Annotated in this window: 17 protein-coding genes; 8 read left to right on the top strand and 9 right to left on the bottom strand. The window is 70.2% G+C overall.

Annotated elements, in window-relative coordinates:
* Window positions 1-6: 6 nt before the first annotated feature.
* Window positions 7-1,164: an LPS export ABC transporter permease LptF gene (lptF, locus tag F6X51_RS20460; RefSeq protein WP_150965525.1), complete on the bottom strand. Its 1,158-nt coding sequence runs from the start codon at window positions 1,162-1,164 to the stop codon at window positions 7-9.
* Window positions 1,165-1,384: 220 nt separating this feature from the next.
* Between lptF and F6X51_RS20465 the strand changes: the two genes are divergently transcribed.
* From F6X51_RS20465 to msrP, 4 genes are all read left to right on the top strand, one after another.
* Complete coding sequence (locus F6X51_RS20465; RefSeq protein WP_150965526.1) at window positions 1,385-2,884, top strand: leucyl aminopeptidase; 1,500 nt, start codon at window positions 1,385-1,387, stop codon at window positions 2,882-2,884.
* Between the two features lie 121 nt (window positions 2,885-3,005).
* Window positions 3,006-3,752 carry a hypothetical protein gene (locus F6X51_RS20470; RefSeq protein WP_150965527.1) on the top strand — a complete coding sequence of 249 codons (747 nt, stop codon included), beginning with the start codon at window positions 3,006-3,008 and terminating at the stop codon, window positions 3,750-3,752.
* 44 nt (window positions 3,753-3,796) lie between these two features.
* Window positions 3,797-5,503: an AMP-binding protein gene (locus F6X51_RS20475; RefSeq protein WP_150965528.1), complete on the top strand. Its 1,707-nt coding sequence runs from the start codon at window positions 3,797-3,799 to the stop codon at window positions 5,501-5,503.
* 192 nt (window positions 5,504-5,695) lie between these two features.
* Entirely contained in the window at window positions 5,696-6,643 is a 948-nt protein-coding gene (msrP, locus tag F6X51_RS20480; protein WP_150965529.1) for a protein-methionine-sulfoxide reductase catalytic subunit MsrP, read from the top strand.
* Window positions 6,644-6,701: 58 nt separating this feature from the next.
* Here the strand turns inward: msrP and F6X51_RS20485 are convergent, their stop codons facing one another.
* The 8 genes from F6X51_RS20485 to carA form a co-directional block, all read right to left on the bottom strand.
* Entirely contained in the window at window positions 6,702-7,592 is an 891-nt protein-coding gene (locus F6X51_RS20485; RefSeq protein WP_150965530.1) for a LysR family transcriptional regulator, read from the bottom strand.
* A gap of 335 nt (window positions 7,593-7,927) precedes the next feature.
* Window positions 7,928-8,905, bottom strand: coding sequence for a thioredoxin-disulfide reductase (trxB, locus tag F6X51_RS20490; RefSeq protein ID WP_150965531.1), 978 nt, complete (start codon window positions 8,903-8,905; stop codon window positions 7,928-7,930).
* A 23-nt stretch (window positions 8,906-8,928) separates the two neighbouring features.
* A complete protein-coding gene (locus tag F6X51_RS20495; RefSeq protein WP_407658655.1) occupies window positions 8,929-9,957 on the bottom strand; it encodes a mitochondrial fission ELM1 family protein in 1,029 nt (342 codons plus the stop codon).
* A gap of 5 nt (window positions 9,958-9,962) precedes the next feature.
* A complete protein-coding gene (locus tag F6X51_RS20500; protein WP_191970191.1) occupies window positions 9,963-10,481 on the bottom strand; it encodes a hypothetical protein in 519 nt (172 codons plus the stop codon).
* Window positions 10,482-10,509: 28 nt separating this feature from the next.
* Entirely contained in the window at window positions 10,510-10,986 is a 477-nt protein-coding gene (gene greA, locus F6X51_RS20505) for a transcription elongation factor GreA (protein WP_191970193.1), read from the bottom strand.
* A gap of 128 nt (window positions 10,987-11,114) precedes the next feature.
* The gene (gene carB / locus F6X51_RS20510; protein ID WP_150965533.1) at window positions 11,115-14,588 is read right to left on the bottom strand and encodes a carbamoyl-phosphate synthase large subunit; all 3,474 of its coding nucleotides are present in this window, start codon (window positions 14,586-14,588) and stop codon (window positions 11,115-11,117) included.
* Window positions 14,589-14,856: 268 nt separating this feature from the next.
* On the bottom strand, window positions 14,857-15,231 hold the full coding sequence (locus F6X51_RS20515) for a hypothetical protein (RefSeq protein ID WP_150965534.1): 375 nt from the start codon (window positions 15,229-15,231) through the stop codon (window positions 14,857-14,859).
* Between the two features lie 150 nt (window positions 15,232-15,381).
* The gene (gene carA / locus F6X51_RS20520; RefSeq protein ID WP_150965535.1) at window positions 15,382-16,632 is read right to left on the bottom strand and encodes a glutamine-hydrolyzing carbamoyl-phosphate synthase small subunit; all 1,251 of its coding nucleotides are present in this window, start codon (window positions 16,630-16,632) and stop codon (window positions 15,382-15,384) included.
* Between the two features lie 184 nt (window positions 16,633-16,816).
* On the opposite strand from carA, the gene F6X51_RS20525 reads away from it, so the two are divergent.
* From F6X51_RS20525 to F6X51_RS20540, 4 genes are all read left to right on the top strand, one after another.
* Window positions 16,817-17,278: a GatB/YqeY domain-containing protein gene (locus F6X51_RS20525; RefSeq protein ID WP_150965536.1), complete on the top strand. Its 462-nt coding sequence runs from the start codon at window positions 16,817-16,819 to the stop codon at window positions 17,276-17,278.
* A gap of 127 nt (window positions 17,279-17,405) precedes the next feature.
* Window positions 17,406-19,313 carry a DNA primase gene (dnaG, locus tag F6X51_RS20530; protein ID WP_150965537.1) on the top strand — a complete coding sequence of 636 codons (1,908 nt, stop codon included), beginning with the start codon at window positions 17,406-17,408 and terminating at the stop codon, window positions 19,311-19,313.
* Window positions 19,314-19,514: 201 nt separating this feature from the next.
* Window positions 19,515-21,512: an RNA polymerase sigma factor RpoD gene (gene rpoD / locus F6X51_RS20535; protein WP_150965538.1), complete on the top strand. Its 1,998-nt coding sequence runs from the start codon at window positions 19,515-19,517 to the stop codon at window positions 21,510-21,512.
* Between the two features lie 190 nt (window positions 21,513-21,702).
* Window positions 21,703-22,971, top strand: coding sequence for an adenylate/guanylate cyclase domain-containing protein (locus F6X51_RS20540; protein ID WP_150965539.1), 1,269 nt, complete (start codon window positions 21,703-21,705; stop codon window positions 22,969-22,971).
* Window positions 22,972-23,013: the final 42 nt, after the last annotated feature.

Consider the following 23,013-nt stretch of genomic DNA (forward strand, 5'->3'; position numbering starts at 1 on the left):
GCCGCCTCAGCTCGCCGCGAGGCGGGGCGCGCGCCGGCCGCCGGCGAGGGCCCGGCGCAGGCGCGCGCCGAAGGCCCGCACGGCCGGCCCGTGGAGGATGATCAGCGCCGAGAGGGCGATGGCGAGGAGCGGCACCGCGTAGACGGCGATCACCGCCCCCTGGCTGCGCGCCGCCGCGCTGCTCGCCGCGAAGCCGGCGATGCGCAGGACCACCACGGCGACGACCGCCCCCGCCACCGCGAGGCCCCGGCCCTGGCGGGTGGTGCGCGGGTCGCCGAGCGCCGCGAAGGCGATGAAGGCCAGCGCCAGGGGGTAGAGCCAGGAGGAGAGCCTGTCGTGCAGCTCCGCCCGGAAGCGGCCCTTCTGCAACTGGTAGTAGCCCTCGCTCCGGTCTGGGAAGAGCAGCTGCATCGTCGAGCGCTCGCGCGGCTTGTAGATCACGTCCGCATCGGGCGGCGCGAAGGCCGCGAGGTCGATGGTGTAGCGCTCGAAGGTGAGGATCGAGGAGTCGCGCGAATCCTTCTGCTGCTGGTGCACGCTGCCCTTCTCGAGGGCGAGGTAGCTCTGGCCGTCGACGTCGATGGCCTGGCCGCGCTCGGCCAGGTAGACCTTGGTCTTGCCGGCCTCGCGCCGGTCCTGGATGAACAGGCCGAGCAGCATCCCGCCCTGGCCGCGCTCGCGGAAGTGGAAGGTGATGCCGTTGTCGAGCGCGGTGAACTGGCCCTCCTTGACGACGTTCGCGATGAAGTCGCCGCGCACGCGGGTGACCACGTCGCGCAGTTCCTGGAAGCTCGACGGCATCACCTGGATGGTCAGGAAGGCCACCAGCACGCTGATCGCCAGCGCCAGGGTCAGGAAGGGGCGCAGGATGCTGCGCGGCGTCATGCCGGCCGCCGACATCACAATCAGCTCGGAATCGCCGTTGAGCTTGTTCAGCGCGTAGATCACCGCGATGAACAGGGCCATCGGGGCGATCACCACGATCAGGGTTGGCAGCGACAGGCCCGTGACGAACAGGAAGATGAGGAGCGTCTGGCCCTTGGCCGTGATCAGGTCGAGCTCGCGCAAGGCCTGGGTCACCCAGATCGTCCCCGTGAGGCCGATCAGGCATGCCAGGAAAGCCGAGAGCGCGATGCGGAAGATGTAGCGCTCGATCTGCGTCATCGGGTCTCGCGATCGGACATCCACCGGGCCCCCTCCCGGCGGATCTCCCCTTGCGTGCGGTGCGCCCCCCACACGGTCGAGCCTCTCTCAAGGACCCGCAACTTGGGCCGTTTTAAGGGCATGCGGGTCGCGTTGCGTTCTCCGCCTCAGCGGCTACACAGGAAGCCGGCCGCGCGCCCGACCGCGCCAGAGACATCATCGCAGGACGGAAAGCAACGACATGGCGGACGGCATCACCATCAGCTTCGGGCCGGTCGGCCCGGCAGGCCCCGGCGATCTCGTGGTGTTCGTCGGCGACGATCTGTCCCTCAGCGGCGCGGCCCGCGACGTTCTCGGCTCCGCCGGCGCGGACCTCGTGGCACGCGCGACCGCCAGCGAGCGCTTCAAGGGCCGCTCCCTCACGGCGCTGACCCTGCCGGCGCCGGCCGGCATCGAGGCCGACCGTCTCGTGGTCGTCGGCCTCGGCACCGAGAAGGACCGGGCCAAGCTCGACTGGCCGGTGCTCGGCGGCTTCACCGCCGGCAAGGTCTCCGGCCGCACCGCGCGGGTGCTCCTCGATTGGCCGGGCGCCCAGGTCAGCGGCGAGAACGCGGGGGAGTTCGCGCTCGGCGCCCGCCTGCGCAGCTACAGCTTCGACCGCTACAAGACCAAGAAGAAGCCCGATGCCGACGAGAACGGTGGCACCAGCCTGACCCTGATGCTCGCCGAGCCCGCGGGCGCGGAGGCCGCCGCCAAGGCGGGCGAGGCCGTCGCCGAGGGCGTGGTGCTGGCCCGCGACCTCATCAACGAGCCGCCGAACGTACTCTTCCCCGAGGAGTTCGCCCGCCGCGCCGCCGAGCTGTCGAAGCTCGGGGTCGAGGTCGAGATCATCGACCCCGCCAGGATGCGCGAACTCGAGATGGGGGCGATCCTCGCGGTGGCGCAGGGCTCGGCCCGCGAGCCCCGCATCGTGGTGATGCGCTGGAACGGCGCGGCCGACCGCTCGGACCCGCCCGTCGCGCTGATCGGCAAGGGCGTGGTGTTCGATTCCGGCGGCGTCTCGATCAAGTCGGCCGGCGGCATGGAGGACATGAAGGGCGACATGGGCGGCGCGGCCGCCGTCGTCGGCACCCTTCACGCCCTGGCGAGCCGCAAGGCCAAGGTCAACGTCGTGGGCGCCATCGGCATCGTCGAGAACATGCCGGACGGCGCCGCCTACCGCCCCTCCGACATCGTCACCTCGATGTCGGGTCAGACCATCGAGGTCATCAACACCGACGCCGAGGGCCGCCTCGTGCTGGCGGACGTGATCTGGCACGTCCAGGGCACCTACAAGCCGAAATTCATGATCGACCTCGCGACGCTGACGGGCGCCATCATCGTGGCCCTCGGCCAGGACATCGCGGGCCTGTTCTCGAACGACGACGACCTCGCGGCCCGGATCACGGCGGCCGGCGAGGCCACCGGTGAGAAGGTCTGGCGGATGCCCCTGATCCCCGCCTACGACAAGGCGATCGACTCGAAGTTCGCCGACATGAAGAACACCGGCGGGCGCCACGGGGGGGCGGCGACGGCCGCCACCTTCATCAAGCGCTTCGTGAACGACGTGCCCTGGGCCCATCTCGACATCGCCGGCGTCGGCATGTCCTCGAGCGCCAACGAGATCAACCGGAGCTGGGGCGCCGGCTGGGGCGTGCGCCTCCTCGACCGGCTGGTGCGCGAGCACTACGAGGCCCGGTAGGCCGGGCCTTCGCGGCCGTCGCCCGGCCATCGGGGCGATCGATGCGGCCGAACACGTCCCGGGGCTTCCGCGCCGCGTCGGGCGGAGCCATCCTTCGTCCGTCCGCCACCGATGAGGCCGCATGAGAGCCGCGACCGTCGCCGTGTCCGCCGCGCCCCTCGCCGCCACCTTGCTGGCCCTCGCCCTCGTGGCCGCGACGGGATTCGATCAGCGCGTCGCGCTGCCGCCGCGGATCGAGCTCGCCTTCTACGGCTTCTTCCTCGACCGCTACCCGCTCTTCGCCTTCGCGCTGGTCTACGCGCTCGTCCGCATCCTCGCCGTCGCGGCGGGGCCCGGGCGCGCCGGCCCCGCCCGGCGCATCCTGGGGGCGAGCGTGGGTGTCGCGCTGGTCCTGGCGCTCGGCCTCTACCCGACCTTCGGCGGCGCGGTCCTGCGCAGCGCCTTCGCCACCGGCGGCATCGCGTTCCTAAATCAGTCGCCGATGTGGCTCGCCTACGCCCTCGGCGCCGCGGCGGCGGCCGTGAGCTACGGCACCGCCCTCGGGCTCGGCGTCGTGCTGACGAACCGTCCCCTGCGCCCGAAGGCGGGCTGGGGGCGCGCGCTGGCGGCCGGCACCCTGCGTCTCGCCCTCGGCTTCTGCGCCCTGTGGTTCGCCCTCGGGGTGCTGGGGCTCGCGCGCGAGGCCGGGATCGGCCCCTGGCCGCGCCGGGCGCTCACCATACCGGAATTCGGAATTTCGGCCGCGCTGCTGATTCAGGCCTTCCTGCCGCACAGCGTGCTGGTCACCGCGCTTTCACATACTCGAACCAGTAATCCCCTTGATCGAACCACCCCGCTCCCGTTAAGCCGGGACTCAACGGGGCCATAACCCGAAGGCAGACCCATGCTGCCGCGTCATCAGGGAGGATCGCGATGATCCAGGATTGCCGAGCCACGCGCCCGTGGTTGTCCGCCTATCCGCCGGGCCTGCCCGCGGAGATCGATGTCGAGCGGCTGGGCACGCTGGTCGACCTGTTCGAGACCAGCATCGCCCGCTACGCCGCCCGCCCGGCGGTGACCTGCTTCGGCAAGTCGGTGAGCTACGGGGCGCTCGGCGCCACCTCGGAGGCGCTCGCCGCCTGGCTGCAGGGGCAGGGGCTCGGCAAGGGCGACCGCGTCGCCATCATGATGCCGAACGTGCCGGCCTACGCGGTCGCCCTGTTCGGGACGCTGATCGCGGGCTGCACCGTCGTCAACGTCAACCCGCTCTATACGCCCCGCGAACTCACGGCGCAGCTCGAGGATTCGGGCGCGCGCGCCCTGTTCGTGCTGGAGAACTTCGCCCACACGGTCGCGGCCAGCCTGTCGAGCCTGCCGCGCCTCGAGCGCCTCGAGCGCATCGTGGTGGCGGGGCCGGGGGACGGCCTCGGGCTGAAGGGCAGGATCATCGATCTCGCCTCCCGCCACCTCAAGAAGGCGGTGCCGGCCTTCGCGCTGCCGCCCGCCCGGACCACGCGCTTCCTCGCCGCGGTGAAGCAGGGCCGGGGCATGGCCCGCCAGCGCGTCGCGGTCGCGCCGGACGACATCGCCTTCCTGCAATATACCGGGGGCACCACCGGTGTCGCCAAGGCGGCGATGCTGACCCACCGCAACATCATGGCCAATGTCGAGCAGAGCCAGCTCTGGTTCGAGGCGACCGATGCCGAGGCCGGCGGCCGCACCATGGTGACGGCCCTGCCGCTCTATCACATCTTCGCGCTGACCTGCTGCTTCTTCTTCTTCATGCGCTTCGGCGGCTGCTGCCTGCTGATCCCGAACCCGCGCGACGCGGACGGCTTCATCAAGACCCTGTCGAAGAGCCGCTTCACGCACGTCTCCGGCGTGAACACCCTGTTCAACCTGCTGGTGAACCACCCGAAGATCGGCACGGTCGACTTCTCGCACGTCGACTACGTGGTGGCGGGCGGGATGGCGGTGCAGAAGGCCGTCGCGGCCAAATGGAAGGCCGCCACCGGGCAGACCATCATCGAGGGCTACGGCCTGTCGGAGACCTCGCCCGTCGTCTGCGTGAACCCGTACCGGCTCAAGGAATGGTCGGGCACGATCGGCTATCCGCTGCCCTCGACCGAGGTCTCGATCCGCGGGCCGGACGGCATGCCGGTGGCGCCGGGCGTGGCGGGCGAGATCTGCGTCCGGGGGCCGCAGGTGATGAAGGGCTACTGGAACCGCCCCGACGAGACCGCCCGCGCCACCACCGAGGACGGCTTCTTCCGCACCGGGGACGTCGCCGTGATGGAGGCGGACGGCCAGGTGCGGATCGTCGACCGGATGAAGGACATGATCCTCGTCTCCGGCTTCAACGTCTATCCGAACGAGGTCGAGGACGTGCTCGCCGCCCACCCCGCCATCCTGGAATGCGCCGTCGTCGGCGCGCCCTATCCGGAGACGGGCGAGATGGTGGTGGCGCATGTCGTCCTGCGCGACAAGAGCGTGACGCCGGACGTGATCCGGGCCCATGCAAGGCAGCAGCTCACGGGCTACAAGGTGCCGCGCCAGGTGGTCTTCCACGAGACGCTGCCGAAGACGAATGTCGGCAAGGTGCTGCGCCGGGCCCTGCGCGAGGACCACCCGGCCGCGTGAGGCCGTGCCGGGCCATCGGCCCGCGTCGCCGCGACGCGGGTCCGGCGCGAACTTTCCGGCCCCGCCCCGCGTAACCCGCGCTCAGCCCCGCCGAACGGCGAGGCAGGATCAGACTCGCCCCGTGAGTGGCCGGCGCCCGCGCATCGGATGCGGCGCGGGACCGCACCGCACCGGGCGCCCGGAGGATGAAGCATGCACATCAAGCGTCAGCGCGGCTGGGAGATCCCCGAGCATCTCGCAACGCCCGAGGCGGCCTTCCTGAGCCGCCGCAGCCTGCTCGGCGCCGCCGCGGGCCTGATGGCGGCCTCCGCCTTCGGGGACCGCGCCTTCGCGGCGGCGGGTTCCGGCGCCTACCCGGCCGCGCAGAACGCCGCCTACACCCTCGACCGGCCGGTCACGCCGGAGCGCTACAGCGGCGACTACAACAACTTCTACGAGTTCGGCACGTCCAAGACGGTGCTGCCGGCTGCGAACGCTCTGAAGACCGACCCCTGGACCATCAAGATCGACGGCCTCGTCGAGAAGCCGTTCGAGATCGGGGTCGAGGACCTCGTCAGGACGATGGGCCTGGAGGAGCGCCTCTACCGCCACCGCTGCGTCGAGGCCTGGTCGATGGCGGTGCCCTGGACGGGCTTCCCGCTCTCGAAGCTCGTGGCGCTTGCCAAGCCGACCTCCGGGGCGAAGTACGTCCAGTTCCAGACCTTCCTCGACAAGGCGATGGCGCCGGGCCAGCGGCAGTTCTTCTACCCCTGGCCCTATATCGAGGGACTGACCCTGGCGGAGGCCGGCAACGACCTCGCCTTCCTGGTGACCGGCGTCTACGGGAAGCCGCTCCCGAACCAGTTCGGCGCGCCGATCCGCCTCGCGGTGCCGTGGAAATACGGCTTCAAATCCGCAAAATCGCTGGTGAAGGTCTCCTTCGTGGCCGAGCGCCCGAAGACCTTCTGGGAGGGGCTGCAGGCCGCCGAGTACGGCTTCTGGGCGAACGTGAACCCGGCCGTGTCGCATCCGCGCTGGAGCCAGGCGAGCGAGCGCGTCCTCGGCACCGACCAGAGGGTGCCGACGCTGATCTACAACGGCTACGGCGAGCAGGTCGCCGGCCTCTACAAGGGGCTGGAGAAGGAGCGCCTGTTCGTCTGAGCCCGCGTCGCCGCCCCCGGGCCCGCCGACCGGCGGCGCGGCCCCGGGGGGAGGGCGCTCAGTAGGTCCAGCGCTGGGCCTTGGTCACCAGGAAATCGCGGAACGCCTGGACGCGGGCGACCGTGCGCATCTCCTCGGCGTAGACGAGGTAGCTCTCCAGGCTCGGCATCTCGCTGTCGCGCAGGACCTGGACCAGACTGTCGTCCCCGTCGATGGCGTAGTCCGGCAGGATGCCGATGCCGGCGCCGGTCTCCATCGCGAGTTGCAGCGCCGCGACGTTGTTCACCGTGAAGTGGATCGGCCGCCGCTCGCGCCCGTCCCGACCGACGCTCGCGAGCCAGTGCGCCGCCAGCAGGTAGGAGGGCTCGTTGCCCCCGAACGAGACGAGACGGTGGTTGTCGAGGTCGTCGATGTTCTTGGGCTCCCCGAACCGCTTGATGTAATCGGGGCTCGCGAAGGCGTGATAATGCACGGTGAAGAGCCGGCGCTGGATCAGGTCCGGCTGGGCCGGGCGCCGCATGCGGATCGCCACGTCCGCCTCGCGCATGGCGAGATCGAGCTCCTCGTTGGTGAGGATCAGCTCGATGCGCACATCCGGGAAGAGGTCCAGGAATTCGGCCACCCGCTGGGCGAGCCAGGCGGTGCCGAGCCCCACCGTGGTCGTCACCCGGAGGTCGCCGGAGGGGCGCTCGCTCGTCTCGACGAGGCGGGCCTTGGTGTTCTCCAGGCGCAGCTTCATGTCCCGGGCGGCGCGGAACAGGAGGTCGCCCTGCTCGGTGAGGATCAGGCCGCGGGCGTGCCGGTGGAACAGGGGCGCCTTCAGCTCGCGCTCCAGGGCGCTGATCTGCCGGCTCACGGCCGATTGGCTGAGGCCGATATCGTCGCCCGCCCGCGTGAAGCTGCCGGCCTCCGCCACGTTGAGGAAGATCCGGATCTTGTCCCAATCCACGGCGTAAACTCCCGAACCCGAACCGGTGCCGCGGGCTCGCCCGCCACGCCGCCGGCCCTCGCCGCCGGATGGAGCGTGCCCCCGTCACCCTGCTCCCGCACCCACCCCAAGCATTCGCGGCCGCGACCGCATGGTCCGAGGCGCCAGATCCGGGACGAGACGGCGCCGGCGCGAGCCGACACCGCGAGGATAGGACTTCCCTCTTGCGATTTCGTTGCGGCGCTAGGCAAGTCCATTTGCGAAGTTATTGTTGACGACGCGGAGCGGATGCCTCGCGCGAGCCTGGAAATCCCGCCCGCGCGCCGGAAACGCGCCCGATCGGGCGCGTTCGCGAATCACTCGGCAGCGGCCTGCTGCGGGCTCTCGCCGATCTCGAGATTGGCCAGGAACTTCTCGGCCTCGAGGGCGGCCATGCAGCCCATCCCGGCCGCCGTGATCGCCTGCCGGTAGACGTCGTCGGTGACGTCGCCCGCCGCGAAGACGCCCGCGATCTCGGTCTCGGTCGTGCCCGGCCGCACCGTGAGGTAGCCGCCGTGGCGCATCGGCAGCTGGCCCTCGAAGATCTCGGTGGCGGGCTTGTGACCGATGGCGACGAAGATACCGTCGGCCTTCAGCTCCGAGATCTCGCCCGTGCGGGTGTCCTTGAGGCGCAAATGCGTGACGCCCGGCGCCGGCTGGGTCTCGCCGCAGATCTCCTCGATGGCCTGGTGCCAGCGCACCTCGACGTTCGGGTGCTTGAACAGGCGCTCCTGCAGGATGCGCTCCGCCCGGAACTCGCCGCGGCGATGGATGACCGTGACCTTCCTGGCGAGATTGGCGAGGTAGAGCGCCTCCTCGACCGCGGTGTTGCCGCCGCCGACGACCGCGACCTCCTTGCCCCGGAAGAAGAAGCCGTCGCAGGTGGCGCAGGCCGAGACGCCGCCGCCCTGGAACTTCGCCTCCGAGGGGATGCCGAGCCACTTGGCCTGGGCGCCGGTCGCGATGATCAGCGAATCGCAGGAATAGGTCTCGCCCGAATCCGCCTCGAGGCGGAACGGCCGGGTCTTCAGGTCGACCTTGGTGATGTATTCCGAGACGATCCGGGTGCCGACATGCTCGGCCTGGAGCCGCATCTGCTCCATCAGCCACGGGCCCTGGATCGCCTCGGCGAAGCCCGGGTAATTCTCGACATCGGTGGTGATCATCAGCTGCCCGCCCGGCTGGAAGCCGGAGATCAGCAGGGGCTCGACCATGGCGCGGGCTGCGTAGATCGCGGCCGTGTAGCCGGCCGGCCCGGAACCGATGATTACGAGCTTGGCGTGGGTATGGGCCATATCGTCCTCAACTCCTCGGGGCGTCAGCGCGCCGTGCGATGCGCCGCGTAGGCCTCTGCCAGCGCCCGCGCGATCACGGGCGTCGCGTCGATCGGCTTGTACTCCAGGGGCTCCAAACGACCGATGAAGGGCTTGAGCGCACCGGCCATCGCGAGACCCGCGAACATGCGGCGATGACGGATATAGGTACGCGGAAGGTCGAACAGCAGAACCGGGGCGCCGGTGCTGACCGCCTCGCTGACCATGTTGGCGGAATCGGAGGTCACCACCACGGTCTCGGCGAGCGCCAGCATGGCGACGTAGGGGTTCTGGCCGGTGCCGTCCCAGAAGAAGCCGCCGGTGCCGGCGACGAGCTTGCGCAGGGCCTCGCTGAGGGGCCCGGGGGTGCGCCGCGACACGGTCACCATCAGGCGGCAGCCGGCATCGGCGAGCTTGCGCAGGTCGTTGACCAGCCGCTTCATGTCGGCCTTGCGGTAGCTCAGGTGGCGGCTGTCGCCGCCGATCAGCACCGCAACCCGGGGGCCGCCGAGGACCGCCAGCCGGGGATCGGGCTCGGCCCGGGCCGCGGCGATCCGGGTCGGGGTCACGAGATGGGGGGCCGTCAGGGTCGTGAAGACATTGGGCCCGCGCAGGTCGTCGTAATCCGGAACCCAGATGAAGTCGGCGCTGTCGTGCCCGGTGCGCGGATCCTTGAGGAAGGCCGTGAAGGTGCGCCCCGCGCTGGCGCGGCGGACGGCGCGCAGATAGGGGACCGCGCGCCGGCCCGAGGCGATCAGGATGTCGGGGAAGGCCCCCGACAGCGCGCCGCTGCGGCGGCCCGGCGCCTCGCGCGGGTCGATCGGGCCCCAGGGCGCGGTCCAGCCGAAGGGCCCGCGCGCCGGCACGCGGCGGATCTCGTAGGCGAGGCCGAGGGTCTCGGCGATGCCGACGCACTGGTTCTCGTCGCCGGCCTTGCCGTCGGTGACGATCCAGATCCGGGCGGCGGCGAGGGGCGGGGGGGCGGCCGTGGCGGCGGGATCCGTCGCGGGCCGGCTTGCGAGCGCGTCAGCCACGGGTCTCAGTCGACGGGAAGCTGGCGGCGCAGCCACTCGGCGTAGATCTCCGCGATGGCCGTGACGCGGCGGCGCTCGGAGGCGGGGTCGTACCAGGCACCGCCGAAGCTCGACGGGGTCGCGGTGAGCTGGGGATGGCGCCCGAGGATCTCGCCGCGCCGCCCCACCAGCAGGGCCTCCCCCTCCAGGTAGTCGTTCTGGGTGCCGCCGCCGAAGCCGCGGCCCGCCCGGTCGCTGCCCGCGTAGGGGCGCAGCGACAGGCCGCGGATCAGCACCACGAGGCTCGGTCCCCGGCCGCCGAGTCTGTCGGCGAAGCTGCGCCGGAGCGCCGCCGTCAGGTCGGCCCGCAGCGCCTCGGCCTGCGGGCCGTTGCCCTGCGCGATCAGGGGACGGACATCGACGCGCACGTCGGCGAAGCGCTCGCCGTTCAGGCTCGGGAAGTCGCTGGCCCGCGCCGCCCCGCCGGATGCGGCGAGGCCGAGCGCGAGGGCGGCTCCGCGCAATCCCGCGGCGAGCCGGCGCATGCGCGGGCGGCGTGTCGGGTGCATCGGCTCAGGCGCCGTACTGGACGCCGACGACCTCGTAGGACTTGCCGCCGCCGGGCGTCGTGACCTCGACGGTGTCGCCCACGCCCTTGCCGATCAGCGCGCGGGCGATCGGCGAGGTGATGGAGACCCGGCCCGAGCGCACGTCGGCCTCGGGCTCGCCGACGATCTGGTAGGTCTTCTCTTCCTCGGTATCCTCGTCGACGAGCTTCACGGTCGCGCCGAACTTGATCTTGTTGCCCGACAGCTTGGTGACGTCGATGATCTCGGCGCGCGAGATCATGCTCTCGAGTTCGAGCACGCGCCCCTCGTTGTGGGACTGCGCCTCCTTGGCGGCGTGATACTCGGCATTCTCCGAGAGATCACCCAGCGCCCGCGCCTCGGCGATCGCCTGGATGATGCGCTGCCGCTCGACCTGCTGGCGGTGCTTGAGCTCCTCCTCGAGGGCCGCGAAGCCACGCACCGTGATCGGAACCTTGTCTATCGCCATCGTCTCGCGCCACAATGAATAGGCCCGGCCGGGAACGCCTTCGCTCCCTCCGGGCCATGTTGGAAAGGCTCCGAACCCCGGACGCCGCGGCAGGCGCGAAATGCGCTGGCCGCTCAGTAGGTTCAGGCCGCGAAGTATTCCTGCAAGGCGCGGACCTGAAGATCGCCCTCGAGGTAGGCCTTGATCCCCTCGGCCGCCGCCATCGCGCCGGCTAGAGTGGTGTAGTACGGCACTTTATGCAAGAGGGCCGCCCGCCGAAGGGACCGGGAGTCGGACAGCGCACCGGCTCCCTCGGTGGTGTTCAGGACGAGCTGGATGTCGCCGTTCTTGATGGCGTCGACCACGTGCGGTCGGCCCTCCAGAACCTTGTTGATGCGCTCCGTCGGCACGCCGTTCTCCACGAGGAAGCGCTGTGTGCCCCCCGTCGCCAGCACCGAGAAGCCGAGGCCGGCGAGCAGCTGGATCGAGGGCAGGATGCGCTGCTTGTCGGCGTCGCGCACCGAGACGAAGACCGTGCCGCTCTTCGGAACCTGCGTGCCCGAGCCGAGCTGGCTCTTGGCGAAGGCGACGCCGAAGCCGCCGTCGAGGCCGATCACTTCGCCGGTGGAGCGCATCTCGGGCCCGAGCAGCACGTCGACGCCGGGGAAGCGGGCGAAGGGGAAGACCGCTTCCTTCACGGCGATATGCGCCAGCGTCTTCGGCTTCAGGCCGAAGCTCGAGAGGGACTCGCCCGCCATCACGCGGGCCGCGATCTTGGCGATGGGCTCGCCGATCACCTTGGCGACGAAGGGCACCGTGCGCGAAGCCCGCGGGTTCACCTCGAGCACGTAGATGGTCCCGTCCTTGATGGCGTACTGGACGTTCATCAGGCCGCCGACCTTGAGGGCCAGCGCCATCGCCTTGGTCTGGCGCTCGAGCTCGGCCACGGTCTCGGGCGAGAGGGAGCGCGAGGGCAGCGAGCAGGCGGAATCGCCCGAGTGGATGCCCGCCTCCTCGATATGCTCCATGATCCCGGCGATGAACACGTCGGTCCCGTCGCAGACCGCGTCGACGTCGATCTCGACCGCGTCAGACAGGTAGCGGTCGAACAGGAGCGGGTTCTTGCCCAGTACCGTGTTGATCTGGCCGGTCTTGTCGTTCGGGTAGCGGGCCTTGACCTCGGAGGGGATCAGGCTCGGCAGGGTGTCGAGCAGGTAATCGGCGAACTGCGTCTCGTCGCGGATGATCGCCATGGCGCGGCCGCCGAGGACGTAGCTCGGCCGCACCACGAAGGGCAGCCCGAGATCGGCGGCGACGAGCCGGCTCTGCTCCACCGAGTAGGCGATGCCGTTCTTCGGCTGCTTCATCCCGAGCTTGTCGAGGAGGCGCTTGAACTGGTCGCGGTCCTCGGCGAGGTCGATGGCGTCCGGGGAGGTGCCGAGGATCGGCACGCCCGCGGCCTCGAGCGCCCGCGCCAGCTTCAGGGGCGTCTGCCCGCCGAACTGCACGATCACGCCGTGCAGCGTGCCGGCCTGCCGCTCCGTCTCGATGATCTCGAGCACGTCCTCCTGCGTCAGGGGCTCGAAATAGAGCCGGTCGGAGGTGTCGTAGTCGGTCGAGACCGTCTCCGGGTTGCAGTTGACCATGATGGTCTCGTAGCCCGCGTCCGACAGCGCGAAGCAGGCGTGGCAGCAGCAATAGTCGAACTCGATGCCCTGGCCGATCCGGTTCGGGCCGCCGCCGAGGATGATGACCTTCCTGGCGTCGGTCGGCCGGGCCTCGTCCGCGACGGTGCCGGCGAAGGGGGCGACGTAGGTCGAGTACATGTAGGCGGTGGGCGCCTGGAACTCGGCCGCGCAGGTGTCGATGCGCTTGAAGACGGGGCGCACGTCCAGCGCCCGGCGCCTGGCGCAGACCGCGGCCTCTTCGGTGCCGGTGAGGACCGCGAGGCGCGCGTCCGAGAAGCCCGCGGCCTTGAGCTGTCGGAAGGCGCCCGGCGTCGTCGGCAGGCCGTGGGCCCGGACCCGGTTCTCGAGGTCGACGATGGCCTGGAGCTGCTCCAGGAACCACGGGTCGATCTTGCAGGAGGCGTGGACCTCCTCGTGGCTGACCCCGAGGCGCAGCGCCTGTGCCACCTTGAGGAGCCGGTCCGGCGTCGGCGTGCCGATGGCGGCCTTGATGGCGTTGTGGTCGTCGCCCTTGCCGAGGCCCTCGATCTCGATGTCGTCGAGGCCGGTGAGCCCGGTCTCGAGGGAGCGCAGGGCCTTCTGCAGCGATTCCGCGAAGCAGCGGCCGATCGCCATCGCCTCGCCCACCGACTTCATGGCGGTGGTCAGCGTCGGCTCGGCGCCGGGGAACTTCTCGAAGGCGAAGCGGGGGATCTTGGTGACGACGTAGTCGATCGTCGGTTCGAAGGAGGCCGGGGTCGCGCCGCCCGTGATGTCGTTGGCGATCTCGTCCAGGGTGTAGCCGACCGCGAGCTTGGCCGCGACCTTGGCGATCGGGAAGCCGGTGGCCTTCGAGGCCAGGGCCGAGGAGCGCGAGACGCGCGGGTTCATCTCGATCACGATCATCCGGCCGGTGGCCGGGTCGATGGCGAACTGCACGTTCGAGCCGCCGGTCTCGACGCCGATCTCGCGGAGCACCGCGAGGGAGGCGTCGCGCATCACCTGATACTCCTTGTCGGTGAGCGTCAGGGCCGGGGCGACGGTGATCGAATCGCCCGTATGGACGCCCATCGGGTCGATGTTCTCGATGGAGCAGACGATGATGCAGTTGTCCGCCTTGTCGCGGACGACCTCCATCTCGTATTCCTTCCAGCCGAGCACGCTCTCCTCGATCAGGACCTCGTTCGTGGGCGAGGCGTCGATGCCCCGCTCCACGATGTCGAGGAACTCCTCGCGGTTATAGGCGATGCCGCCGCCGGTGCCGCCCATGGTGAAGGACGGGCGGATGATGGCGGGCAGGCCGACCTCGGCGAGCGCCACCAGCGCCTGGCCGAGGGCGTGCTCGCCGTAGCGCTTGCGCCGCTCGCTCTCGCCGGCCTGCCACTTCTTCTCGAAGGCCGCGAGGGCGACCCGGCGGGCCTCCGGGTCGGAATTCCCGGCCTCGATCTGGGCGATCTCCGAGAGGCGCTTCTGCTTGTCGGCCTTCTTGGCCGCGGAGGCGTTGGCGAGGGCGGATTTCGGTGTCTCGAGCCCGATCTTCGTCATGGCGTCGCGGAAGAGGTGACGGTCCTCCGCCTTGTCGATCGCCTCGGCGGTCGCGCCGATCATCTGCACGCCGAACTTCTCCAGAACGCCCATGCGCTGGAGCGAGAGGGCGCAGTTCAGCGCGGTCTGGCCACCCATGGTCGGCAGGATCGCGTCAGGGCGCTCCTTCTCGATGATCTTGGCGACGATCTCGGGGGTGATGGGCTCGACATAGGTCGCGTCCGCCATGTCCGGATCGGTCATGATGGTGGCGGGGTTCGAGTTGACGAGGACGATCCGGTAGCCTTCCTCGCGCAGGGCCTTGCAGGCCTGCGTGCCCGAATAGTCGAACTCGCAGGCCTGTCCGATGATGATCGGACCCGCACCGATGATCAGGATCGAGGAGATGTCGGTGCGCTTGGGCATCGGACGCCTTGTTGCTTATGCGCACGCGCGCCCGACCTCGCGCGGCGCCGCGGGAGCGGGCGGCTTCGAGGCGAGCGCAAGCGGCGTCGATTGTCGTTGAGGCTCGCGTGTACACGCAGGCGACCGCGTTTGAAAGAGCGCGACCGTGCCTTGTGTGACGCGTCGGCGACGCGTCCCCGGCCTCGCGCGGCTCCGGCCTGACGGCTCTGGAGCGGGCTCTCGGGCACAGCGTCGGCGCGGGCCCCCGGGCGGGGCCCGCTATGGGCCCTCAGAGGCCGATATAGAGGGCCGAGACGGCCCGGTCGATCGAGAGGTAGAACACCCCGAAGGCGACCGCGGCGGCTGCGGCGAATTCGAGGGCGAGGTTCGAGAGGGTCTGGGACCGGCGCATCACCTCGCGGCCGAAGAACACCGTCAGCCAGGCGATCGTCAGGACCGCCGGCATCACGAACAGGAAGGACCAGGTGCTCTCGACCCGGTCGAGGCCCGCGGGGTCGAGCAGGGCGCGGATGTTGCGCACCCACGGCGCGTAGCAGGCCGAGTAGAGGGCGGTCATCCAGGCGAGCCCGACGGCGACCCCGAGATGGAAGGTGAAGATGCGATGCAGGCGCGAGAAGTCGTCGCGCGCGTCGTCCAAGGTCATTCGCCAGCCCCGTCAATCAGCCATGCGCCCCGCGACGAACGTTGTGGCATCGTCGTTAACGGGCGGTTGATGCGGGGTATGTCGAGCAAAGCCGGGTTTTTTGTGACGCCGGAGACGGCTCCGGCGTCACGAATGCGGCGCCGCGGGCGCTCAGTCCTGGCGCATCGCGGTCTCGGGCTTGTTCTCGCGCATCAGCATCACGAAGCGCTCGAACAGGTAGTGGCTGTCGCGCGGGCCCGGCGAGGCCTCGGGGTGGTGCTGCACCGAGAAGGCCGGCCGGTCGCTCAGGGTCAGGCCGCAATTCGAGCCGTCGAACAGCGAGACATGGGTCTCGACGGCGTTCTCGGGCAGGCTCCGGGGGTCGACCGCGAAGCCGTGGTTCATCGAGACGATCTCGACCTTCCCGGTGGTCTTGTCCTTCACCGGGTGGTTCGCGCCGTGATGGCCCTGCGCCATCTTGACGGTGCGGCCGCCGAGGGCGAGGCCCATGAGCTGGTGGCCAAGGCAGATGCCGAAGGTCGGCACCCGCTCCTGAAGCAGCGTCCGGATCACCGGGACGGCGTACGCGCCGGTGGCGGCCGGGTCGCCCGGGCCGTTCGACAGGAAGACGCCGTCGGGCTTGAGGGCGAGGATCGCCTCGGCGCTGGTCGTGGCGGGCACCACGGTCACGTCGCAGCCGGCCTCGGCCAGAAGCCGCAGGATGTTGCGCTTCACCCCGTAATCGATCGCCACCACGCGGTAGCCCTTGCCGATCTCGCGCTTGCCGTAGCCGCCCTTCACCGCCCAGACGGTCTCGGTCCAGTCGGAGGATTCGCGGCTCGTCACCGGCGGCACGAGGTCGAGGCCCTCCATCGGCGCGAGCGCCGCCGCGCGCGCCTTCAGGGCCTCGCGGTCGAAGGTCCCCGCCGGGTCGTTGGCGATGACGGCGTTCGGCATGCCGTGGTCGCGGATGCGGGCGGTCAGCGCGCGGGTGTCGACGCCCGTGATGCCGACGATGCCGCGGGCCTTGAGCCAGGCGTCGAGGTGGCTCGACGAGCGCCAGTTCGAGGGCTGCGTCACCGCCGAGGCGATCACCACGCCGCGAACGCCCGAGGCGGGGGCCGCGTCGAGGCTCTCGAGGTCCTCGTCGTTGGTGCCGACATTGCCGATATGCGGGAAGGTGAAGGTGACGATCTGCCCGGCATAGGAGGGATCGGTCAGGATCTCCTGGTAGCCCGTCATGGCGGTGTTGAAGCAGACCTCGCCGTCGGCGGCGCCGGTCTGGCCGATGCCGAAGCCATCGAGCACCGTCCCGTCCGCCAGCACCAGGAGGGCGGTGACGACGGGCTCGGCCCAGGGCTCCGGTGCGGAGCGCTCGGGCGCGGAGCGGGGATGCGCGGGCGCGCCATCGTCTTGCAGCATCGGCGTGATCTCGCTTATGTCCGGCCGGACCCGGCGCCCCGTGCGGAGCGCGTGCGGGTGGCTTGTAAGGTACGGCGCTCATACCGAGCGCGCCGTGATGGGGTCAATGTGGTCCCGGCGTCCCGGTCCCTCAACCGGCGCAAATCGCAGGCCTCCCAACGGATTTTCGAAATGGAGACATGCCATGTCGTTGCGCGAGCGCTTCACCGTCGAGATGAAGGGGGCCATGAAGGCCGGCGACAAGGCGAAGCTCGCCACCGTCCGGATGATCCAGGCGGCGCTGAAGGACAAGGACATCGAGGCCCGCGGCCTCGGCAAGGAGCCGGCGAGCGACGAGGACGTGCTCGCGCTGCTGCAGAAGATGATCAAGCAGCGCACTGAATCGGCCACCGTCTACGAGCAGGGCGGCCGGCCCGAGCTCGCCGAGAACGAGCGCGCGGAGGTCGCCATCATCGCGGGCTTCCTGCCCCAGCAGATGGACGAGGCCGAGACCAAGGCCGCGATCGACGCCGCCATCGCCGAGACGGGCGCCGCCGGCCCGAAGGACATGGGCAAGGTCATCGGCGCCCTGAAGGGCCGCTACGCGGGCCGGATGGATTTCGGCAAGGCGAGCGGCCTCGTGAAGGCCGCGCTCGCGGGCGGCTGAATCGAGGGAGCGGCCGGGTTCTCACCGCAATCCCCCGGCGGTCCGCCTCCGCGCGTCCCGGTGACCCGGGACTCGCCGAGGCCAACTGCGCTATAGCTCGCGGTTCATCGATCGGACCCCGCAGCCCGTGCGCTACCCGCCCCACCTGCTCGAAGAGATCCGCGCCCGGCTGCCGGCCTCCGACGTGGTCGGCCGCCGCGTGCAGCTGAAGAAGGCCGGCCGCGAGTGGCGCGGGCTGTCGCCGTTCAACGCCGAGAAGTCGCCCTCCTTCTACGTGAACGACCAGAAGCAGTTCTACCACTGCTTCTCATCGGGCAAGCATGGCGACATCTTCACCTTCCTGATGGAGACGGAGGGACTGAGCTTCCCGGAATCGGTCGAGCGGCTGGCCGGGGAGGCCGGCGTCGTGCTGCCGGCGCCCAGCGCCGACACCCGCGAGATGGAGACGAAGCGGCGGGGCGCCATCGAGGTGATGGAGCTCGCGGCCGCCTATTTCGAGGACCAGCTGCGGGGGCCGGCGGGCGCCACTGCCCGCGCCTATCTCGACAGGCGCGGCCTCGGCGACGAGATCCGCAGCCGCTTCCGCCTCGGCTACGCGCCGGGGGCCCGCTACGGTCTGCGCGACTTCCTGGCGGGCAAGGACGTCGAGAAGGACCTGATGGCCGAGCTCGGCCTCCTCGTCTCCGGCGAGGGCATCGCGGTCCCCTACGACCGCTTCCGCGACCGCATCATCTTCCCGATCGCGAATGTGCAGGGCCGGGTCATCGCCTTCGGCGGGCGCGCCATGCAGGCGGATGCCAAGGCCAAGTACCTGAACTCCCCCGAGACGCCGCTCTTCCACAAGGGGCAGGGACTCTACAATCTGAACCAGGCCCGCAAGCCGGCGCATGACCGCGGCACGCTCATCGCGGTCGAGGGTTACGTCGACGTCATCGCCATGACGATGGCGGGCCACGCCAACACGGTGGCGCCGCTCGGCACCGCGCTCACCGAGGAGCAGCTCGCCCTGCTCTGGCGCCATGCCGACGAGCCGATCCTGTGCTTCGACGGGGACGGGGCCGGCCAGCGCGCGGCCTTCCGGGCCCTCGACGTGGCGCTGCCGATGCTGGAGCCCGGCCGCTCGCTCCGGTTCGCCCTCCTGCCGGAGGGCCAGGACCCGGACGACCTGCTGCGCTCGGGCGGCCCGGCGGCGATCGACCGGGTGCTCGAATCGGCCAAGCCCCTGGTCGAGGTGCTGTGGGCTCGCGCCACCGAGGCCGGTCCCCTCGACACGCCGGAGCGGCGCGCCGGCCTCGCCAAGACCCTGCGCGAGATGGTGGCGGGCATCCGCGACGAGACCGTCCGCCGCTTCTACCGCGACGAGATCGAGGAGCGCCTGCGCGGCATGTCGCCCCGCGCCAGCGCGCAGCGTGCGCCCTACCAGCCGGGCGGGCGGCCCGGCGGCTTCCAGCGGAGGCCGCGCCCGGGCGATCCGCCGCCCTCGCCGCGCCTGACCGCGAGCCCGAGCGCGCAGCTCGCGCGCTCGAACGGATTTGCCGGCAGCGGCAGCTCCCGGGAGGCGATGATCGTCGCGAGCCTCCTCGCCCACCCGGAGCTTCTGGGCCTCGGCGCAGAGGATCTGGCCGAGCTCGATCTCGAGGACCCGGACGCGAACGCGCTGCGCTCGTTCCTCCTCGACCGGGCCGCCGAGGCGGCGCAGCCGGATGCGGCCGTCGTCGAGAACCGCCTGGGCCGAGCCGGGCTCGAGGGGGCGGCCGGGCGGCTCGGGGCGCGGGTGCGCCCCGGTGACCGCTGGGCCCTCGATCCGCACGCCGATCCCGTGCGTCTGGAAGACGCATTGCGTCAGGCCGTGATCTTGCACCGCAAGGCCGGCGCGCTAAATAGCGAACTTCGCCAGGCAGAGCGGGCACTGGTCGACGAGGAAACCGAGGCGAACTTCGCGTGGCTGTGCGACGTCAAGGAGCGCTTGGCGGTGATCGCCGGAGCGGAAGCTGACACGGACTTGCCCGAGACGACCGACTCGACCGCGCCTTGAAGCTCGTGCAAAGGCTGGGTTACGCGACGCTCCGGCGCCGCATAGTTAACAATCGGTCAAGCGTCTTGCTTGCATACCGGGATCTGAGATCGAAGCGGTCGGTGGGTGACCCGGCCGCGGTTCACACGCATTGCGGCGTCGATGGCGCGGGGCGGCCCGAAAGCTTCGGCATCACGCTGCCACGAAAACAATAGGCTGATCATGGCGACGAAGGCAACTGAACGGGACGAGACGGACACCGCTCCGGAGCAGCAGACCGACGGGCCGCTCCTCGACCTGACGGATGCCTCGGTCAAGCGTATGGTGAAGCTCGCCAAGAAGCGCGGCTACATCACCTACGAGGAAGTCAACGAGGTCCTGCCCGACGGCCAGTCCGACCCGGATCAGATCGAGGACGTGCTGTCCCAGCTCTCGGAGATGGGCATCAACGTCGTCGAGGCGGAGGAGACGGACGACACCGCCGGCGAGCGGCCGGCCGGCGCCGAGGCCGGAGAGGACGAGGACGGCGCCGAGGGCACGGAGGTGGCCGAGGTCGCTCCGACTCGCGCCGTCGCCGTCGCGACCACCACCAAGGAGCCGACCGACCGCACCGACGACCCGGTGCGCATGTACCTGCGCGAGATGGGCTCGGTGGAGCTCCTCTCCCGCGAGGGCGAGATCGCCATCGCCAAGCGCATCGAGGCGGGGCGCGAGGCGATGATCGCGGGCCTCTGCGAGAGCCCGCTGACCTTCCAGGCCATCATCATCTGGCGCGACGAGCTCGTCGACGGCAAGGTGCTGCTGCGCGACATCATCGATCTCGAGGCCACCTATGCGGGGCCCGACGGCAAGAACGCGCCGCAGATCGCCGAGGGCGAGGACGCGGAGGACGCCGACGGCGAGCCCCCGGCGCCCCCCGAGGGCGGCGACGACGACGACGACATGGAGAACAACGTCTCGCTCGCCGCGATGGAAGCCGAGATCAAGCCCCGCGTCCTCGAGACCTTCGACGCCATCGCGGACAATTACCGCAAGCTGCGCCGCCTCCAGAACGAGCATGCCGAGCTGAAGGCCGGCGGCGGCGAGGCCACGAGCGGGCAGGACAAGAAGCGCGAGGAGCTGAAGGACATCGTCGTCGTCGACGTGAAGTCCCTGTCCCTCAACAACAACCGCATCGAGGCGCTGGTCGAGCAGCTCTACGACATCAACAAGCGGCTCCTCTCCCACGAGGGCCGGCTGATGCGCTACGCCGAGACGCACGGCGTCGCCCGCGAGGAGTTCCTGCGCCACTACCAGGGCTGGGAGCTCGACCCGAACTGGATGGAGCGCGTCGGCACCCTCGGCGGCAAGGGCTGGAAGAATCTCGTCGAGAAGGGCGGCAACCAGGTCGCGCAGCTGCGCGAGCAGATCCTGACGCTCGCCTCCGAGACGGGCCTCGAGATCGGCGAGTACCGCAAGATCGTCAACATGGTCCAGAAGGGCGAGCGCGAAGCCCGCCAGGCCAAGAAGGAGATGATCGAGGCCAATCTCCGCCTCGTGATCTCGATCGCCAAGAAGTACACCAACCGCGGCCTGCAGTTCCTGGACCTGATCCAGGAGGGCAATATCGGCCTGATGAAGGCCGTCGATAAGTTCGAGTACCGCCGCGGCTACAAGTTCTCGACCTACGCCACGTGGTGGATCCGGCAGGCGATCACCCGCTCGATCGCCGACCAGGCCCGCACCATCCGCATCCCGGTGCACATGATCGAGACGATCAACAAGATCGTCCGGACCTCGCGCCAGATGCTGCACGAGATCGGCCGCGAGCCGACCCCGGAGGAGCTCGCCGAGAAGCTGGCGATGCCCCTGGAGAAGGTCCGCAAGGTCCTCAAGATCGCCAAGGAGCCGATCTCGCTGGAGACGCCCATCGGCGACGAGGAGGACAGCCACCTCGGCGACTTCATCGAGGACAAGAACGTCGTCCTGCCGATCGACGCGGCGATCCAGAGCAACCTGCGCGAGACCACAACCCGCGTCCTCGCCTCGCTGACGCCCCGCGAGGAGCGCGTGCTGCGCATGCGCTTCGGCATCGGCATGAACACCGACCACACCCTCGAGGAGGTCGGGCAGCAGTTCTCGGTGACCCGCGAGCGCATCCGCCAGATCGAGGCGAAGGCCCTGCGCAAGCTCAAGCACCCGAGCCGGTCGCGCAAGCTCCGAAGCTTCCTCGACAACTGAGGCGGCGCCCCAAGAATCGGCGGGCAGGAGACCGACGCAAGGTTTCTTGCCCGACCGCCGATCGGCATCTTGTCTCGGGATTCCCCGGACGCTTGCATTTACGAGGCGGCGCAACGCTCAGTAAGGTTTCGCCGTTACGAATCCGTTCTCGACCATTGCCGCGTTCCCGCCGCCACACCACCTTGGCCGTATGCTCGACCTTGGCCCGCAGAAGTCGCCGTCTTCGCCGACCGCCCAAGCCGATGGGTCGGAGGCGGAGGGCGTGCCGTTCGGCCTGATGCAGGATTGCGTCGCCTTGCGTGACTGGCTGCTCAGCGAGGGCACGCGCGTGCTCGCGGCCGACGACCTCCTGGCCGGTCTCGCCGAGCGGCTCAACGAGCTCGACGTGCCGGTGGACCGGGCGAGCACCGCCATCGACACCCTGCACTCGGAATATGCCGGCGTCGGCCGCTCGTGGAGCCGCGAGGGTGGGGCGACCGTGCGGCTGTTCCCGCACGGGGAGGCCTCCGACACCGCCTACCGGGCGAGCCCGTTCTACACCGTCCACCAGACCGGCGAGTGGCTGAGCCTCGATCTGGACGAGACGCCGGACGAGCGCTACGCGATCGTGCCGGAGCTGAAGGCCGCGGGCTATCGCCATTACCTCGTGGCGCCGCTGATCTTCACCAACGGCGCGCGCAACGGCATCACCTTCGCGACCCGGTCCGCGACCGGCTTTCGCGACGACCACATCGCGATCCTGCGCTTCGTCATGCCGACTCTCGCGGCCGTGATGGAGATGCGCCTCGTCAACAAGCAGCTCGACCAGGTGCTGCGGATCTATGTCGGCGACGAGCCGCACCGGGCGATCCTGTCGGGCTCGATCCGCCGCGGCCATGTCCAGCGCATCCGCTCGGCGATCCTGTTCGCGGACATGCGCGACTACACGCACATCTCCGCCGACATGACACCCGAGGAGGCGGTCGACCTCCTCAACATCTTCTTCGACTGCCTCGTCCCGGCGATCGAGCGCGAGGGCGGCGAGGTCCTGAAATATCTCGGCGACGGCCTGCTGGCGATCTTCCGCGAGCCCGGCGACGATCTCGGCGGCGCCGCCAAGGGCGCCCTCACGGCAGCCCAGGCGGCGCTCGCCGCCCTCGACGAGGCGAACGACCTCGGCCGCTTCGCCAACCCCGTGGCGGCCGGCATCGCGCTCCACCACGGCGAGGCCGCCTACGGCAATGTCGGCTCGGGCACCCGCCTCGATTTCACGGTGATCGGCCGCGACGTGAACCTCGCGAGCCGGATCGCCCGGCTCAACAAGACCCTCGGCGAGCCGCTGCTGATGTCGAAGCCTTTCGTGGATTTCCTCTGGGGCGATCCCGAGCCGCTCGGCGAGCACGTCCTCGACGGTTTCCCCGAGCCGATGCTGGTCTACCGGCCCGGCCGCAAGCCCGCCGCCCGTCTGAAGCGGGCCTGACGCGGCGCCCGCCCGCGTCGCTCCGGGGCCTTGACCCCGGGC

Source organism: Methylobacterium planeticum (assembly GCF_008806345.1).
GTDB lineage: Bacteria > Pseudomonadota > Alphaproteobacteria > Rhizobiales > Beijerinckiaceae > Methylobacterium > Methylobacterium planeticum.

What these genes read in the sequence shown, in the direction of transcription:
- F6X51_RS20540 (WP_150965539.1), top strand. Translation starts at nt 21,703, where the DNA reads ATGCTCGACCTTGGCCCGCAGAAGTCGCCGTCTTCGCCGACCGCCCAA.
- F6X51_RS20515 (WP_150965534.1), bottom strand. Translation starts at nt 15,231, where the DNA reads ATGACCTTGGACGACGCGCGCGACGACTTCTCGCGCCTGCATCGCATC.
- F6X51_RS20470 (WP_150965527.1), top strand. Translation starts at nt 3,006, where the DNA reads ATGAGAGCCGCGACCGTCGCCGTGTCCGCCGCGCCCCTCGCCGCCACC.
- rpoD (WP_150965538.1), top strand. Translation starts at nt 19,515, where the DNA reads ATGGCGACGAAGGCAACTGAACGGGACGAGACGGACACCGCTCCGGAG.
- lptF (WP_150965525.1), bottom strand. Translation starts at nt 1,164, where the DNA reads ATGACGCAGATCGAGCGCTACATCTTCCGCATCGCGCTCTCGGCTTTC.
- F6X51_RS20500 (WP_191970191.1), bottom strand. Translation starts at nt 10,481, where the DNA reads ATGCGCCGGCTCGCCGCGGGATTGCGCGGAGCCGCCCTCGCGCTCGGC.
- F6X51_RS20525 (WP_150965536.1), top strand. Translation starts at nt 16,817, where the DNA reads ATGTCGTTGCGCGAGCGCTTCACCGTCGAGATGAAGGGGGCCATGAAG.
- msrP (WP_150965529.1), top strand. Translation starts at nt 5,696, where the DNA reads ATGCACATCAAGCGTCAGCGCGGCTGGGAGATCCCCGAGCATCTCGCA.
- trxB (WP_150965531.1), bottom strand. Translation starts at nt 8,905, where the DNA reads ATGGCCCATACCCACGCCAAGCTCGTAATCATCGGTTCCGGGCCGGCC.
- carB (WP_150965533.1), bottom strand. Translation starts at nt 14,588, where the DNA reads ATGCCCAAGCGCACCGACATCTCCTCGATCCTGATCATCGGTGCGGGT.
- carA (WP_150965535.1), bottom strand. Translation starts at nt 16,632, where the DNA reads ATGCTGCAAGACGATGGCGCGCCCGCGCATCCCCGCTCCGCGCCCGAG.
- F6X51_RS20475 (WP_150965528.1), top strand. Translation starts at nt 3,797, where the DNA reads ATGATCCAGGATTGCCGAGCCACGCGCCCGTGGTTGTCCGCCTATCCG.
- F6X51_RS20465 (WP_150965526.1), top strand. Translation starts at nt 1,385, where the DNA reads ATGGCGGACGGCATCACCATCAGCTTCGGGCCGGTCGGCCCGGCAGGC.